This window comes from Sphingobium sp. UBA5915 (assembly GCF_002431195.1).
GTDB classification, from domain to species: Bacteria; Pseudomonadota; Alphaproteobacteria; order Sphingomonadales; family Sphingomonadaceae; genus Sphingobium; species Sphingobium soli.
In genome coordinates, this window is sequence record NZ_DJDV01000097.1 from 38337 (window position 1) to 54336 (window position 16000).

11 protein-coding genes are annotated in these 16000 nt (G+C 62.0%); 4 read left to right on the forward strand and 7 right to left on the reverse strand.

Going from position 1 to position 16000, the window contains the following annotated elements:
* The first annotated feature begins 57 nt into the window (after positions 1-57).
* The gene (gene purM / locus B2V90_RS16930) at positions 58-1152 is read left to right on the forward strand and encodes a phosphoribosylformylglycinamidine cyclo-ligase (RefSeq protein ID WP_009823432.1); all 1095 of its coding nucleotides are present in this window, start codon (positions 58-60) and stop codon (positions 1150-1152) included.
* Between the two features lie 37 nt (positions 1153-1189).
* The gene (purN, locus tag B2V90_RS16935; RefSeq protein ID WP_228222667.1) at positions 1190-2140 is read left to right on the forward strand and encodes a phosphoribosylglycinamide formyltransferase; all 951 of its coding nucleotides are present in this window, start codon (positions 1190-1192) and stop codon (positions 2138-2140) included.
* A gap of 42 nt (positions 2141-2182) precedes the next feature.
* Here purN and B2V90_RS16940 read toward each other — a convergent pair whose 3' ends face one another.
* Complete coding sequence (locus tag B2V90_RS16940) at positions 2183-2845, reverse strand: RpiB/LacA/LacB family sugar-phosphate isomerase (protein WP_228222638.1); 663 nt, start codon at positions 2843-2845, stop codon at positions 2183-2185.
* A 252-nt stretch (positions 2846-3097) separates the two neighbouring features.
* Between B2V90_RS16940 and B2V90_RS16945 the strand changes: the two genes are divergently transcribed.
* Entirely contained in the window at positions 3098-4030 is a 933-nt protein-coding gene (locus B2V90_RS16945) for an ABC transporter ATP-binding protein (RefSeq protein WP_228222637.1), read from the forward strand.
* Positions 4031-4095: 65 nt separating this feature from the next.
* Complete coding sequence (nadB, locus tag B2V90_RS16950) at positions 4096-5712, forward strand: L-aspartate oxidase (RefSeq protein WP_009823437.1); 1617 nt, start codon at positions 4096-4098, stop codon at positions 5710-5712.
* Here nadB and B2V90_RS16955 read toward each other — a convergent pair.
* The 6 genes from B2V90_RS16955 to B2V90_RS16980 all read right to left on the reverse strand — a co-directional run bounded on the left by B2V90_RS16955 (position 5709) and on the right by B2V90_RS16980 (position 15978).
* Entirely contained in the window at positions 5709-7589 is a 1881-nt protein-coding gene (locus B2V90_RS16955; protein WP_323132807.1) for a response regulator, read from the reverse strand. The genes nadB and B2V90_RS16955 overlap by 4 nt on opposite strands.
* The gene (locus B2V90_RS16960) at positions 7582-8457 is read right to left on the reverse strand and encodes a CheR family methyltransferase (RefSeq protein WP_228222635.1); all 876 of its coding nucleotides are present in this window, start codon (positions 8455-8457) and stop codon (positions 7582-7584) included. The genes B2V90_RS16955 and B2V90_RS16960 overlap by 8 nt, the downstream gene beginning before the upstream one ends.
* Positions 8454-11558 carry a response regulator gene (locus tag B2V90_RS16965; protein WP_228222634.1) on the reverse strand — a complete coding sequence of 1035 codons (3105 nt, stop codon included), beginning with the start codon at positions 11556-11558 and terminating at the stop codon, positions 8454-8456. Before B2V90_RS16965 ends, B2V90_RS16960 begins: the two co-directional genes overlap by 4 nt.
* 152 nt (positions 11559-11710) lie before the next feature.
* Positions 11711-12754, reverse strand: a complete 1044-nt coding sequence (locus B2V90_RS16970; protein WP_293922432.1) for a ParB/RepB/Spo0J family partition protein — start codon at positions 12752-12754, stop codon at positions 11711-11713.
* A 46-nt stretch (positions 12755-12800) separates the two neighbouring features.
* Positions 12801-14003 (reverse strand): AAA family ATPase, encoded by a 1203-nt coding sequence (locus B2V90_RS16975; protein WP_037543790.1) that lies wholly within the window; start codon positions 14001-14003, stop codon positions 12801-12803.
* Positions 14004-14769: 766 nt separating this feature from the next.
* Positions 14770-15978, reverse strand: coding sequence for a replication initiation protein (locus tag B2V90_RS16980; protein ID WP_228222632.1), 1209 nt, complete (start codon positions 15976-15978; stop codon positions 14770-14772).
* Positions 15979-16000: the final 22 nt, after the last annotated feature.

Below are 16000 nucleotides of genomic sequence, written 5' to 3' on the forward strand. Positions count from 1 at the left end.
TAATGCCCGGGATGCCAAGCTTCCGTTTTGCGCCTCTTTGTTCTAGGGCCGCTGATCATGAGCGACAACGAATCCTACAGCTACGCCAAGGCTGGCGTCGATATCGCCGCGGGCAATGCCCTGGTCCGCGCCATCGCCCCCCTGGCCAAGGCGACGCGCCGGCCGGGCGCTGACGCGGAACTGGGCGGCTTTGGCGGCTTTTTCGATCTCAAGGCCGCGGGCTATGATGACCCGTTGCTGGTCGCGGCCAATGATGGCGTCGGCACCAAGCTCAAGCTCGCGATCGACCATGGCCGCCATGATGGTGTCGGCATCGATCTGGTCGCGATGTGCGCCAATGACCTGATCGTCCAGGGGGCAGAGCCGCTCTTCTTCCTTGATTATTATGCGACCGGTCGGCTGGAAAGCGGCGTCGCCGAACGCGTCATCGCCGGCATTGCCGAGGGATGTCGTCAGGCGGGCTGCGCGCTCATTGGCGGCGAAACCGCCGAAATGCCAGGCATGTATGCCGATGGCGACTATGACCTTGCGGGTTTTTGCGTCGGCGCGGTGGAACGATCCAAGGCACTGACCGGTAACCGGGTGAAACCCGGCGACGTGCTGCTGGGCCTCGCCTCTTCGGGCGTGCACTCAAACGGCTATTCGCTGGTCCGCCGCCTTGCCGCCGACAAGGGGTGGAGGCTCGACCGCCCTGCCCTGTTCGACCAGGACGTGCTGCTGATCGACGCGCTGATGGCGCCCACGCGCATCTATGTGAAAAGCTTGCTGCCGCTGGTGCGCGCGGGCTTGATCAACGCGCTGGCGCATATCACCGGTGGCGGCTTGCTGGAAAATATACCCCGCGTCCTGCCCGAAGGCGCGCACGCCGTGATCGAAGCCGACGCCTGGGTTCAGCCCCGGCTGATGGCCTTCTTGCAGGCACAGGGCCATATCGAGCCGGAGGAGATGGCGCGCACGTTCAACTGCGGCATCGGCATGGTGCTGGCCGTGGATGAGGCGCATGTTACCGCCGTTACGAAGGCGCTGGAGGATGCGGGCGAAGCCGTGTTCGCCATCGGCGCGGTCGTTACCGGGGAAAAGGGCTGCACCGTCCGGGGCAGCGCTGACAGCTGGAGCGCGAAAGCAGACTGGTCGGCCACCCATCTGGGGTGATGCCACCAACCTTGTCCGGCGGAACGGAGGGAAAATGATGGCAAAAGCCAGGGTCGCTGTTCTGATCTCCGGGCGGGGGTCGAATATGGCGGCGTTGCTCTATGCCGCAAAGGCTGACAACTGCCCCTATGAGATCGTGCTGGTCGCCGCCAATGACCCGGCCGCACCGGGCCTGGCGCTGGCGGCGGCGGAGGGCATCGCCACCTTTGGCCACAGCCACAAGGGGCTGAAACGCGCCGAATTTGATTCGATCATCGATGTCCAATTGCGCGCAGCGGGTGCGGACTATGTCGCTCTGGCGGGATATATGCGGCTGCTGTCGCCGGAATTCGTTGCCGGCTGGGAAAACCGGATGCTCAATATCCATCCCAGCCTGCTGCCCAAATATAAGGGCCTCGACACGCACCAGCGCGCCATCGACGCAGGCGACAGCCATGCTGGCTGCTCCGTTCATGTCGTGACGGCCGAACTGGACGACGGGCCGGTTCTGGCGCAGACTGCGGTCGCGATCCTGCCGGACGATAGCGCCGACAGCCTTGCCGCCCGCATCCTGATCGCCGAGCACCAGCTCTATTCGCGCACGCTGGCGGAGTTCGTCACGCGCGAACAGCAGCCCGAATGGATGCTGAACCGCGTCCGGGAAATTGCCCTTGCCCTGCCCCAGGCAGACGAGATCACCTCCCATGGCATGCCATGTTTCGGGATTGAAAAGGGCAAGAAATTCGCTTGGTTCACCCGCGACCATCATGGCGACGGCATCGTTGCACTGCTGGTCAAGACCACCGCACCGGACGAACAGGCGACGTTGATCGATGCGGACCCCGACCGATATTATCGCCCGGCTTATTTCGGCACGGACTGGGTCGGCATCCGGCTGGACCAAGGCGCCAATGACTGGGACCACATCGGCGATCGGCTTCGCGCTAGCTGGCGGCAGGTTGCGCCGAAGAAGCTGCTCGGGCTCATGGATATCGCCGAAGATTTTTAAGAGCAAACCGGACGGCGCGATTGCCGCCCGGTCGCCTCATACTCAGGCGTCGGCCAATGCCGGCGCCCCTTCCAGAACGCCCTTCACATAATCGCGAATGGCCTCATCCTTCGCATTGGCGAAGAAATACTCCTGGAAGCGTTCACCGGCGATCGCGGCCTTGAGCAAATCCTGATCGACCGACTTCAATACCGTCACCATGTCCTTGCACGAAGCGTCCTTCAATGATTTCAGGATGCCGCGATTCTTGGCCATGATTTCGGCCCGTTCCTTGGGATAGCCAAGGCCCCGCTCGCCTTCGAACAGCTTGCGGTAGACATCCTGCAGGTTCAGCTCGGCGGCCCAGCCAAAACCCTTGGCATAGGGCATGGAAATGGCGTTGCCATCGTTGATCTGCGCGAACAGGAAAGCGTCGGTCGGATCGATGACCAGGCCGCAAAACACGCCGGGCATGGCATTGCATGCCAGCATGGAACCCATGCCCGTGCCGCAGCCGGTAACGACGAAGTCGGCCGCCTTGGAATTGAGCAGGATGCCGGTCAGGATGCCATTCATGACATAGGTCAGCGAAGCCTTATCCTCGGCCGTATACATGCCATAGTTGAACACTTCATGGCCCAGCGGTTCGGCAACGGCGGTCAATGCCGAATGGATCGTCGAATTCTTCGCCGCCTGGCTGTTTTCCGTAATCAGGGCGATTTTCATCAATAGTCTCCAGATGAGAGGCGGATGGAAAGGACCAATAGCAGTGCGGGTTTTGGAACGCATGCCCACACCTTGGGAATCCCACCCCTACACGAAAAGCGTCCCGGCGGAAATCATCAAGCCCATATTCAACCCACTCGGGGCACTCCATGTCTTGCCGGCCCCGATCCTGAAAGGCCGCCGGGCGATCCTTAGCCTCCCCAATGCCTCCGCCCTCTTCCCTTCTTCTGTCGCCATCCCCATAGAACAGGCATGACTGACAGCCCTGCCCCGCAAGCCGCTATCGAAATCCGTAACCTCACCAAGGTCTACAAGGGCGGCAAGCGCGCGCTCGACGGCATCGACCTCACCATTCCACGCGGCCAGATTTACGGCCTGCTCGGCCCCAATGGCGCGGGCAAGTCGACCACGATCAACATCCTGGCCGGCATGGTGAACAAGACGGCCGGCGACGTGCGCATCTGGGGCTTCGACATCGACGTCAATCCGCGCAACGCCAAGAATTCGATCGGCATCGTGCCGCAGGAAATCGTCTTCGACCCCTTCTTTACGCCGCTGGAGACGCTGGACAATCAGGCAGGCTTCTACGGCGTGCCCAAGGACAAGCGCCGGTCGATGGAATTGCTGTGCGCGGTGCATCTGGACGACAAGGCCAATGCCTATGCCCGCACCCTGTCGGGCGGTATGAAGCGTCGGCTGCTGGTCGCCAAGGCCATGGTCCATTCGCCACCCATCCTGGTGCTGGACGAACCCACCGCCGGCGTCGACGTGCAATTGCGCCAGCAATTATGGGACTATGTCCGCGAACTCAATGCCATGGGCGTCACCATCGTGCTCACCACCCATTATCTGGAGGAAGCCGAGGAACTGTGTGACCGCATCGGGATCATCAATCATGGCAAGGTGATCACCGACAAGCCGACACGCGAACTGATCGCCATGGCACAGGAGAAGGTCGTGCAGGTAACGGTCGATCGCGATGTGACGGCCGCGCCGGATGCCCCCTGTTTCGAAAAGGTGGAACTGTCCGGCGAACGCACACTCACCATCACCTACAGCAAGGACCGCGCCAATGCCGGCCAAGTGCTGAGCGCCGTGCAGGCAAGCGGCCTGTCGATCGTCGATGTGGTGACCCGCGACCCGGACCTGGAGGATGTGTTCCTGCATCTGACGGCGGCGGCGTAACGCGAAACAGTCCCCCCTTCCGTCTGCGGAAGGAGCGTAGAACAGAAGCAGCAAGAGCGCTATATATGCCCACCACCCCCCATGACGTCATCATCATCGGTTCTGGCGCCGCCGGACTGACGGCAGCCATCAACCTCGCGCAGGATCGCAAGGTGCTGGTGCTGGCCAAGGGCGCGCTCGACAGCGGGTCGACCAACTGGGCGCAGGGCGGCATTGCTGCTGTACTCGACGCGGGTGACAGTTTCGAGGCGCATGTCGACGACACGATGGTCGCCGGCGCGGGCCTCAACAATCGCGCGACGGTGGAATTCGTCGTGTCCGAAGCGCCCGCCGCGATCGAGCGGCTCGCGGCGCTCGGCGTGCCCTTCAACCCCAGCGAGGATGGCGGCGACGCCTTTGGCAAACGCTGGGACCTTACGCGCGAAGGCGGGCACAGTCACCGCCGCATCGTCCATGTCGACGACGCCACCGGCCACGCCGTCCAGGTCGCCTTGCTCAAGGCCGCGCGCGCCAATCCCAACATCACCCTGATGGAGGATATGGTCGCGATCGACCTTATCACCTCGCGCCATGGCGAGCGTTATTCGGGCGACGGCCATGTCTGGGGCGTCTATGCCTTTAACAAGGCGACCAAGCGCGTCGACGCACTGCTGGGCCGCGCAACCATCCTGTGCACTGGCGGCGCAGGCCGCACCTATCTGTTCTCCACCGCGCCGCGCGGCGCGACAGGGGACGGCATCGCCATGGCCTGGCGCGCGGGGTGCCGCGTTTCCAATATGGAGATGAACCAGTTTCACCCCACCTGCCTCTATAATCTGGAGGTCAAGAATTTCCTGATCACTGAAGCGGTGCGCGGCGAAGGGGGTCATCTGAAACTCCCCCCCGGCGTGCCGGGTGGCGGCGAACGCTTCATGCCGCGTTTCGACGCGCGCGCGGAACTCGCCCCGCGTGACATCGTGGCACGCGCCATCGACCATGAAATCAAGCGCCTGGGGCTGGACTATGTCCATCTCGACATCAGCCACAGGCCGCCGGAATTCGTGAGGCATCATTTCCCGACCATTTATGCCCGGCTGCTCGATCTCGACATCGACATCACCAAGGAGCCGATCCCGGTCGTCCCGGCGCAGCATTATACCTGTGGCGGCGTCATCATCGACCTTGATGGCCGCACCGACCTGCCCGGCCTCTATGCCGCTGGCGAAGTGACCGAAAGCGGCCTTCACGGAGCCAATCGCCTGGCGTCCAACTCCCTGCTGGAATGTTTCGTTTTCGGAGAAGCGGCGGCCAAGCATATCCGTGGCTCCTGGGACGACCTGCCCCCGCCCCCGCCGATCCGCGCGTGGGACGAAAGCCGCGTCACCAACAGCGACGAAGAAGTCATCGTCCAGCATAACTGGAAGGAAATCCGCCGCTTCATGTGGGACTATGTCGGGATCGTGCGCACCACCAAGCGGCTGGAGCGCGCGCAACACCGCATCGACCTGCTTTCGCGCGAGGTTGACGATTATTACGGCAATTTCCGGGTGACGCCCGACCTTATCGAACTGCGCAACCTGCTGGAAGTGGCGCGGCTCGTCGTTCGCTCCGCGCTCCATCGCAAGGAAAGCCGCGGCTTACACTATACCCTCGACTATCCGGACACTTTGGCCCAGGCGGTCGATACGGTGCTCGCGCCCTAATTCGCAACGCGGCGCGCGGGCACCGGTTCAGGCGTCGGCGACTTGACGATGCGCCGCAAGATGGTGAGCAGATGGCCTCTGTCGAACGGCTTGTTCAGCAACGGCCGCTCGTTGAAGGCGACGGGCAGATGTTCGGGTCCATAGCCAGACAGGAACAGAAAGGGTATGCCCCGGCGATCCAGCGCTTCGGCGATCTGATCGACCGCCGCCCCTTGCAGGTTGCCGTCGAGGATCGCCGCGTCGAAAGCAAGCGTTTCAGCTGCATTGACCGCATCGTCCAGGGTCGATGGCGTCCCCACCACCCGCGCGCCGGCTTCGGTCAACACGTCGGCGAGTTCGAACGCGATCAGCGGTTCATCCTCCACCACCAGAAATTCCAGCCCTTCAAGGATGGTGTGGCTGTTGAGGCGTTCGCCATAGATGATCGGTTCATGGACTGCCGCGCCGGGAGGTGGGCTGGCCGATCCCATGTCCGCCGTGGCCGCGGACCAGGGAAGGTCGAACTGCCAGTGCACGCCTTCGACCGGATAGTCGGCGCTCACTGCCCCACCCTCCCCCAAAAGGCTGCGTTCGACCAATATCGTGCCAAAGCCCTTGCGCGTTGGCGGGGTGACGGCCGGCCCGCCACTTTCGCGCCAGCTAAGCAACAATCGTTCATTCGCTATCCGCCAGTCGATGAACACATGCCCCTCGCGGTTGGATAGCGCGCCATATTTGGCGGCGTTGGTGCCCAGTTCGTGCAGGACCAGCGCCAGATGCAGCGCCAGGTTGGGCGACAATTCGACCTGAGGGCCGGACACCGAACATCGCCCCTCATCGATCGTGCCCAGGTCGAGTTGATCCTGCACCAGTTGCGACAGGCTGGCGCTTTGCCAAGTCTGGCGGCTGAGCAACGAATGCGCCTGCGCCAGCGCCTGAAGGCGTCCGGTAAATTTATCGGCGAATTCAGCGGGGCTGGGCGCTCCTTTGAGCGTCTGGAAGGCGATCGCCTGTACTGACGCGAGCGTATTCTTGACCCGGTGGTTAAGCTCCCCGATCAACAGATGCTGTGTTTCTTCCGCCCGCCGCCGTTCGGTAATATCCAGAATCTGGACGCTGACGGAAGCCGGCTTGCCCTGATGGTCCAGCAACAGGGAATAATAAAATTCGCATTCCAGCGATGCGCCGTCGATCCGCTGGACGGCATGGACCTGCATGTCGCGCTGTTCCCCGCCAAGCGTCAGGGCCGCGACATGGCGCGTGACCGCACCGGCCGTGTCCACATCCATCCATCCGATGGTTCCGGCATGGCGCCCCAGCACCGCCTCGGCTGACCAGCCGAACAGCCGTTCCGCCCCGCGCGTCCAGCTGATCAGCCTCAGGTCCGGCTCGAATTCCACGATGGCCAGCGGCGAATTGTCGCGATGGGCATTGAGGCGGTTGAGCGTCGTCGCCAGCTGCTCCGCCGTGTCGCGCAAGGTATCGCGCTGGCGTGCCAATGTCTGGCGCTGCCGGCTCAGTTCGAAAAAGACATCGGTTTTGCTGCGCAGCATGCGCGTGTCGATGGGCTTGAGCAGATAATCGACCGCACCGGCTTCATATCCGCGAAAGCGGCGCTGTTCATCGGTCGCGACCGCCGTCAGAAAGATGATCGGAATGGCGCGGGTCCGCTCGGTTGAGCGCATGATCTCGGCCAGTTCGAACCCGTCCATTTCCGGCATCTGCACATCGAGCAACGCCAGCGCGAATTCATGCTCCAGCATCAGTTCCAGCGCCTGCGCGCCCGACTGCGCCTTGAACAGGCGCAGCCCGTCATTGGCCAGCAGCGCTTCGAGCGCTTCCAGATTCTGGGGCACATCGTCCACCAGCAGGAAATTGATCGGCGCTTCTTCAGACATGGACGACATTTCCTGCGCTTTGGTCTTTCCTGTAAATCCGCTCCTGCGCGGCAAATTCGCTAAATGCATTTGCATGGGTTGAAAAGCGCAACGTTTCCTTGGCGCCCAGACCCAGAAAACCGCCTCGGACCAACGAGTCCTGGAACAATCCGATCGCCCGGTCCTGCAAGGGACGATCGAAATAGATGAGGACATTGCGGCAGGATATGAGATGCACTTCGCCAAACACCTGATCATTGACCAGGCTATGCTCGGCAAAAAGCGTGCGCTCGCGCAGGCTGGGATCAAAGCGCGCACCGCCATAAGCGGCGGTATAATAATCGCTCAGCGATGTGCGCGCGCCCGACGCCTGATGATTGGCGGTAAAGCCCGCCAGCCGGTCCAGATCGTAAATGCCCATTTCCGCCTTGCGCAGCGCGGCCGGGCTGATGTCTGTGGCATAGAAGAGCGTGCGGCTGTCCAGCCCTTCCTCCCGAAACAGGATGGCGAGCGAATAGAGCTCCTCCCCCGTGCTGCATCCCGCGACCCAGACCTTGAGTGAGGGGAACGTCGCGAGATGGGGGATGACCTCTTCGCGCAGGGCACGAAAATAGCCGGGATCGCGAAACATCTCGCTGACATGGATGGTCAGGAAACTCAGCAGGTCGGGCAATATGGCCGGTTCGTGCAGCATCCGATGCTGCAACATCGACAGGCTGTCGCACTGGAAAAATTGCTGCGCCCGAACCATGCGGCGCAGCATCGACCCGCGCGAATAGCCGCGAAAGTCGAACTGGTGGCGGCGCCATAGCAGGTCGAGCAGACAGTCGAGCTCAAGCAATTGCAGCTCTTCGATGGCGTCGTTCCCCACGACCGCGTCGATCGTCATCGCGGCATCCACACCCGCACCAGCGATAGCAGCTTGTCCACGTCCAGGGGCTTTGCCAGATAATCATTGGCCCCCGCGGCGATGCATTGCGCCTGATCCTGCGCAGTCGCCTTTGCGGTCAGGCTGATGATCGGCAAGTCGCGCCAGTCCGGATTGGCCCTGATCTCGCGCGTGGCCGTCAGCCCGTCCATCTCGGGCATCATCACGTCCATCAGCACCAGATCGATATCCCGTCCGCGCTCGCCCTCCAGGAATTTAAGCGCTTCCACGCCGTTTCGCGCGATATGAACGGTGGCGCCATGCGGCTCGAACAGGCTGGTGAGTGCGTAAATATTGCGCACGTCATCCTCCGCGACCAATATCTGGCGCCCTTCCAACAGCGCATCCCGATTGAGCGCGGTCGCCAGCATCGCCTGCTGCCGCGCGGGCAGATCGGCGACCACCTGATGCAAAAACAGCGTCACTTCATCGAGCAGCCGCTCGGGCGACTTAGCCCCCTTGATGATGATCGACTTGGAATAACGGCGCAGGCGCAGCTCTTCCTCGGCCGACAGATCGCGGCCGGTATAGACGATCACCGGCGGGAAGGAGAGGCTGTCATCGCGGCTCAGCTTTTCCAGTAACTCAAAGCCCGATGCGTCCGGCAGATTGAGGTCCATGACCATGCAGTCGAACGTCTGGGTGGACAGCCGTTCCAGACATTCGCTTGCGTCGGCTGCCTCGACCGTATCGACATCGCGCGTCGCCAGCAGCAGGCGCAGGCTTTCGCGCTGGGTCGCGTCATCCTCCACCAGCAGAACGCGGCGCATGCGCGCGGAAAAATGATGCTGCAACCCTTCCAGCACCTCGGTAAGCTGCTGCCGTTTGACCGGTTTAAACATATAGCCCACCGCGCCGCTCGACAGCGCCGCATGCGCATGGTCGGCCACAGATACGCAATGCACTGGAATATGCCGCGTATTGACGTCGCGCTTCAGCCGGTCGAGCACGGACAGCCCGCTATGGTCGGGCAACCCCATGTCCAGGATGATCGCCTGCGGCACAAACTGGCGCGCCAGCGTCACGCCCTCGTCCGCGCTTTCGGCCAACAGGCACTGGAAATCCAGTTCGCGCGCCAGGTCGCACAATATGCGGGCGAAGGCCGGATCATCCTCGACAAACAGGATGACGCGGCTGTCGCCGGTCAGGGCGTCCCGATCATCCTCGACAGACCGGACGCGCGGCGGTGGCGCTGGCAGGTCGGTGCGGGTCGCCAGCAGCGGGGCCGCCTCGCGCGGCGCGGGCCGATAATGCGGACGGGTGACGGGCGTCTCGGTGAAATGGCGTGGCAGCGTGAGCGTAAAGCTACTCCCCTCCCCCGGCGCGCTCACCAGGCTGATCTCGCCACCCAGCAATTTCGCCAGTTCGCGCGATATGGACAGGCCCAGCCCGGTGCCGCCATATTTCCGGCTGACCGATCCATCGGCCTGCCGGAAGGGTTCAAAGACGGTCTGCTGCTGCTCGACCGGAATGCCGATGCCCGTGTCATGGACGGTAAAGGCAATGGCGTCGTCCCCAGCCTCCTCCACCGTCAGCGTGACTTCGCCCTTGTCGGTGAATTTGATGGCGTTCGACAGGAAATTCTTGAGGATCTGCTCCACCCGATGAGGGTCGCTCTCAATCTCGACCGGCATGGCGCTGGCCGCTGGGATACGCAGCGCAATCCCCTTTTGCCGCGCGCCCGGTTCCAACAGAGCATGCAGCTTCTCGACCATCGGCGCGATGCGCATATTCCGTGTTTGTAGATCGACATGCCCTGCCTCGATCTTCGAAATATCCAATATGTCGTTGATCAGCAGCAGCAGGTCGTTGCCCGACGTCTCGATGGTTTCGGCATGGCGAACCTGCTCGGCGGTCAAGTTTCCTGCCCGATTGTCGGCCAGCAATCGCGCCATGATCAGTAGCGAATTGAGCGGGGTGCGCAGCTCATGGCTCATATTGGCCAGAAATTCGGACTTGTAGCGGCTCGCCTGCTCCAGTTCGCGCGCCTGCTCCTCCAGTGACGCCTGCGCCCGGGTCAGATCATTGCGCTGCTGGACCAGCTGCTGCGTTTGCTCCTCCAGCTCGACATTGGTCTGTTCCAATTCCGCCTGCTGCGTTTCCAGGCGCGCCTGAGAATCGAGCAGCACCCGGCTTTGCTCTTCCAGTTCCTCGTTCGCGCTGCGCAACTCCTCGCTTTGCGCCTGCAATTCCTCCGATTGCTGCTGCGTCTCCTCCAGCAATTCCTGCAAGCGCTCGCGATAGCGCGCGGCGCGGATCGCCTTGCCGATCGCTTCCCCTGCCCGCTCCAACAATATCAGCGCCTGGGCGTCTGGCTCCTGCGCAAAACCGATTTCCAGCACGGCAACGACATCATCGTCAGCGCAGGCCGGCGCGACCAGCATGGTGGTGGGCGCGGCCTGCCCCATGCCGGCACCATAGGCCAGATAGGACGGCGGCACCGGACCGACGCGGACAATGCGCCGTTCGGTGATGGCGACGCCGATCAGACCATCGTCTGGACCGGTCGAGCTGATAATGTCCGCGCCCTGGGGCACCCCGATGCTGGCGACCCTGCGATAGGCCGCGCCGTCATCGACGAATAGCAGGGCCGCCTGCGCATCCAGACGTGTCACGAGATTGCGGAGCAAGTCTTCGCCCAGCGTCTGGAGATTGCGTTCGCCCGCCATGGCCCGGCCAAGGCCGATCTGCGATCGCTGAACCCATTCCTCCCTCCGCACGGCCAGTTTCGTGCGAATGAACGCATAGCCAAGGCCGCCCAACAACCAGGCCGTAAGGCCCCCGAGCGAGCGATTGACCTGCGCAACAGTCGGATCGACGCCCGCCGGCGCGATCTGATAGCCGATCGCCATCAAGAGAGTCGCGGTCACCGCCAGCAGTGGCGGAATGATCGCCCGTGACGTCATGTAGGACAAGGTAAGCGGCAGCAGGTATAGCACCCATACCGACATGCCGAGTGGCAATGCCATGTCCGCCAGAAAGGGCGGGATCATCAGGATCAGCAAGGCAAAGGGAAGCAGCGTCGAAGATCGCGCCGGCGTCATCCCGAACAGGGAGGGCATTATGTTTCCACACTCTTGTAACAACGCCCCCACGCCGCGCGGCCATATTGCAAGCAGACCGCACCGGCGCAAGGGCATTCAGGCAAATATCTGCAGTGCCTATATGGCAAGCCACAGCCCTTTTTTCGAACGCGGATCGCGCACCCTGTCCGTTATCCGGCTGGCCAATGATTGTCGAGAAGGTCGCGTAAAGCCCCTTCGGCCTCAGCGCGCGACCCGCCGCCTTTGTGAAACAGGGTCAACGTCACGCCACGCCGGTCCTTCGCATCGACGCGCAGCAGAGGCGCGCCTGCGGCGCTGTGGACGATGACGGCATCCGATCCTGTCCTCTTGGGGGCCTTGGGCAGACGAGCTTTTTCCCGCATATTGGCGGTCATGCCGGCCGCTGCGACCAAAGCGCGTATCATCTCCGGCGCATTGGCAGGAATGCCCCGCTCCCCTGCCAATCGTGCTTCGCGAATTCGGCGTGCCTCGCCAAGCACCGTGGCGCGCATGTCATCGGCCTTCAGGATCGGCTTTAGACTGCCGATATGGGAGATTTTAAGGTCGAAGGGGTCGGGAAACGACTCCACCAAATCCTGCGGCAGTCGGGCAAGGTCAAGATACCGGCTCAGCCAGGCCTCTGACTGGTTGAGCCGCTTAGCCATCTGCTTCTGACTGCCGGCATAATAAAGGTCGAGCGCCTTTAAATAGTCGCGTGCGCGCTCCAGGTCGCTTAGGTCCGCCCGCGCGCGATTTTCCAGGTCCGAGATGCGGAACGCTTGCTCATCCGTTAAGTCCCTGATTTCAACGAGATAGCGTATTTCAGGATGATTATGCTGGCGCAGCCAGGACACCGCCCAATGCCGGCGGGCGCCGCAGATCACCTCATAATCATAATCGGGGTCCTGCACGCGCCGGACAATCGCAGGCACTTCCTGCTTACCCTGCGCCACTATGCTTTCGATAAGGTCGTTGCAGCGCTCTTCATTCAGCGCCGCATAATCCCGGTTGTGCCGATCCCAGATGCGGCACCGAGCAGGATCGACAAGCTCCTGCGGGTTATTGACCACCGACCCGGACGCCAGTTCCGCCAACCGGTTGTTGCGTCCCCCCAGCACGCCAACGCCCAGGCGCGAAGGCCGCCCCTGTCCCTCGGCCGCAGGCTCCACTGCCGACACCAGGTCGGCCATGAAACTCTTGTTCCGGGAGTTCATGCTCGCTCTCCTCCATGCCAAATTGCAGGGCTGCAATTTCTCCTGTTCATGCGTGGCCCGCCTTGCGCAGGCGTCCCAGATGGCTGGGCCATGTTTTACGGATCTCGAGTTCGATCTCCGCATTCACTCCGTCGAGATAGGTTAGACACCGGTCGCGAACCGCCTTGCTGGTCATCGGACCTTCCAGTTCGTAGACCGTCATCAACCGCGCGGTCGCATTGTCGATTTCCGCTGAATCCTTGAGCGGCGTGCGCACCATGGCATTGCCATAGACTTGTCGCATCAGATCCAGCAGCCCCTTCTGCATGGATTTGCCCTCGTCCACCTTCGACGCCACGAACCGCAGGAAAGCGAGTTGCGGCGCAAGGTCGTAGGATGCGAGTTCCTGGATCGTCTCGTCCAGCATCGCCAGGAAGGCGGTCGTCGAGGAAAAGTCCATCACCGTGGGCGGCACCGGGACCACCAGGGCATTGGCTGCGCGCAACACCGACAGGGAAATCGCGCCGAGCGCTGGCGGCGGGTCCAGGATGATCACATCATAAAGATCCTGGACCGACGCGATGCCATGCGCCATGCGGTCCAGCAAAGTCCCCTGCCCCCGCGCCATGCGGGCGGCCAGTTCATATTCCGACTGGAACAGTCGCAAATTGGCGGGGATCAGGTCCAGCCCGTCAAAATGCGTCTTCTTGATAGCATAGTCGAGCGACGCCCGCTCCCCCTCGCGCAGATAGGGGTACAGGGTTTCGTCCTCATCCAGATCGAGATCGGGCACATAGCCAAACAGAGTCGTGGCCGACGCCTGGCTGTCACAATCGATCAGGAGCACTCGATAGCCGCGAATGGCCAGATATTGGGCAAGGTGCACCGACACGGTTGATTTGCCGACACCGCCCTTGAAATTCTGGACCGCGATGATCGAGCATGGGTCTTCGGGTTCCCGCCACGGCCGCGTGCCAAAAGTGCCGCGCATATCGTTGAGTTGCGCGAGCGTGTACCCCATACGCCGCCCATTGTCCGCACGGGGAGGGGGGACAAGGCGGCCATCGCTTTCCGCCTCCCGAATCGCTGCTGTCGTTCGCCCCACCAGGTCGGCGGCCTTTCCGATCTGGAAAGTTGGCTCGCGCCGTTCGTCGGCTCGCGCGTTGCGTGCAGAATTACGCAGCTTTTCGAGGACAGAAGAGGACCGAGAGGCTAGAGTGGCAACGTCCAGTGCTTCCCCCAGCCGCACTTGTTCAAATGCGGAAGCCATAGCTGCTCCTTGTGAAACTGGCGTACTACATCTTCGATTTTCACTTTCCCGTCAATATGCGCGTAAAATTCACAAATCCGCGTTGTAGCTTCAACGCATCGTAAATTGTGCTACCTATCCTGACCTAATGGGGGCGGTCGGCCTGACAGAGCATGATGGATCCTGACCTTTTGGGGGCGGCGATACAAAATTGCAGGGCTGCAATTCTCGATTAGCCTGCAATCGGCGCAGTGATCCCTTGCAGGGTGGACGCATGATGCCGAAGGAATGGGTAAATGTTCCAGGCATCAGATTACTCGGCTTGATTCTTTCCACCTGGATTTTGTGCATTCGCGATTCCTGGGTGGCGCCGAAGGGGAGGGCGCTGCGCATCAGCAGATGGAGCATGAGCAGAGCAATGGTTCAGACATCGCGAACCTCCCCGTGTATCAAGCCGCCCGAACAACCAACGACTCCCTTGGCTCCCGTTCCAATAGGCGGGTGCGCCTGCGGATCCTCAGCGGTGGCAAAAGCCGGTTTATGAAAGCGATCGCGCACACCCCTACCGGAGATGCGGAGGCACGCACGACTTAGGCGAGCGGCAAAGGGGCGCCGTCGCGATTTGTCCGCATGCATGTAGCGCCCTTGGCGCTCATCCTTTGCATCGACGGACGCCAGCTATGTTGATGGTCCAAAGGCTACCCCAACGTAGTTCGACGTAAATATGATAGGCGACATCTCAGGTCGCCGCATTCGCCCTTCAGGAAAAATTGCAGGGCTGCAATTATTACGATGGACGCCCCCGCCGCGCGAAGAATGCCTCGCAAAATCCCTTCCACGACTTTTCAAGCTTCGCGCCTGATAGGCTGTCGAGCCGGTCGCCCATGGCCTCCCGATAGGCATCGGCAATCAGGTCGACGTCCCACCCCCCGCCATGACGCAAGCCTATGGCCCGTGCCGCCTGCTCTGTCGTCCCGAAATGCAGCCTGCCACGCGGAAACCGCGCCCAGGGCGCCGCCGCCTTGTCGCGCGCCCGCTCTTCGCTCACGGTCATTGACGTTGTCGCGGCAGACAGCAAATGCGTGACCTCTGCCGGGTCTGCCAGATCTTCCTCCCGCCCAATTGCGATCACAGTTTCCACCGCATGCTCTCGCCTGGCCTTCCTACCGGCGGAGTGGCGCGCCAATTCATCGACGGTCGCGATCTGCGATGGCGCGCCCTTGGGCGCAAAGCGGAATATGATCTCCACCACCGCGCGGCCGCGGCGGATTTCCTCCCATTCCACCGTGAAATGGGCCAGCTGGTCGATCTCCGTCTTTGCGATCTTGAGCACCTTGCGACGCAACTGTGCAAAATCGCCATATTTGTCCGGATCAATACCCAAAGCTGCCCTGAGCCCGACGATATCGACCTTCCATACAGGCTGCCGGCGGTGCAGACGCAGCGCGCCCTCCTCGTACAGTTTGAGGGCGTAAGCCGAGCGGAAACCCAACACCGCCTGCCGGTTCATGACGGCATAGGTCTCTGATTCCTGGATCAGCCGCCGTGCATCGGGCGTGAACTGCCATTCAATCCAGCCGGTTTCCTTGTCCCCGTCCTCGACCTCTTCCCACGATGCCTGGATCAAATTGAACCGCTTGGTAGCACGCTTTCCCCGCCAGCTTTTGTCGTCTTCGGCAAACAGCGTCCGGTGCAATTCTTCCAGCATATCCACGATCCGCTCATTGCCCTTGTGGCCGCGCCGGATATCCGCCTTGCGCATACGATGCGGAATATCACGCCAGGCATCGCCCCCCGCCGTCAGGATCATGAGGGCAAGCAGGCGCGAAGCGGTCAGGCTGAGTGACTGACCCTTGACGAACCGCACCTCGACCAACCGACCGGGTTTGACAAATTCATCGCCGCCCTTGCGCGACAGCGCGGCCGCGACCCGCATCGACCGCGGCGTTGCAGCCTCTTCGCTTTCCTGTTGCTCGATGCCTGCAGATTCGTCCATGGCGCCACCCCGTCGATCGCGC

Excerpts from the sequence above, each read along its gene's own strand:
- purM (WP_009823432.1), top strand. The coding sequence starts at position 58 with ATGAGCGACAACGAATCCTACAGCTACGCCAAGGCTGGCGTCGATATC.
- purN (WP_228222667.1), top strand. The coding sequence starts at position 1,190 with ATGGCAAAAGCCAGGGTCGCTGTTCTGATCTCCGGGCGGGGGTCGAAT.
- B2V90_RS16940 (WP_228222638.1), bottom strand. The coding sequence starts at position 2,845 with ATGAAAATCGCCCTGATTACGGAAAACAGCCAGGCGGCGAAGAATTCG.
- B2V90_RS16945 (WP_228222637.1), top strand. The coding sequence starts at position 3,098 with ATGACTGACAGCCCTGCCCCGCAAGCCGCTATCGAAATCCGTAACCTC.
- nadB (WP_009823437.1), top strand. The coding sequence starts at position 4,096 with ATGCCCACCACCCCCCATGACGTCATCATCATCGGTTCTGGCGCCGCC.
- B2V90_RS16955 (WP_323132807.1), bottom strand. The coding sequence starts at position 7,589 with ATGTCTGAAGAAGCGCCGATCAATTTCCTGCTGGTGGACGATGTGCCC.
- B2V90_RS16960 (WP_228222635.1), bottom strand. The coding sequence starts at position 8,457 with ATGACGATCGACGCGGTCGTGGGGAACGACGCCATCGAAGAGCTGCAA.
- B2V90_RS16965 (WP_228222634.1), bottom strand. The coding sequence starts at position 11,558 with ATGCCCTCCCTGTTCGGGATGACGCCGGCGCGATCTTCGACGCTGCTT.
- B2V90_RS16970 (WP_293922432.1), bottom strand. The coding sequence starts at position 12,754 with ATGAACTCCCGGAACAAGAGTTTCATGGCCGACCTGGTGTCGGCAGTG.
- B2V90_RS16975 (WP_037543790.1), bottom strand. The coding sequence starts at position 14,003 with ATGGCTTCCGCATTTGAACAAGTGCGGCTGGGGGAAGCACTGGACGTT.
- B2V90_RS16980 (WP_228222632.1), bottom strand. The coding sequence starts at position 15,978 with ATGGACGAATCTGCAGGCATCGAGCAACAGGAAAGCGAAGAGGCTGCA.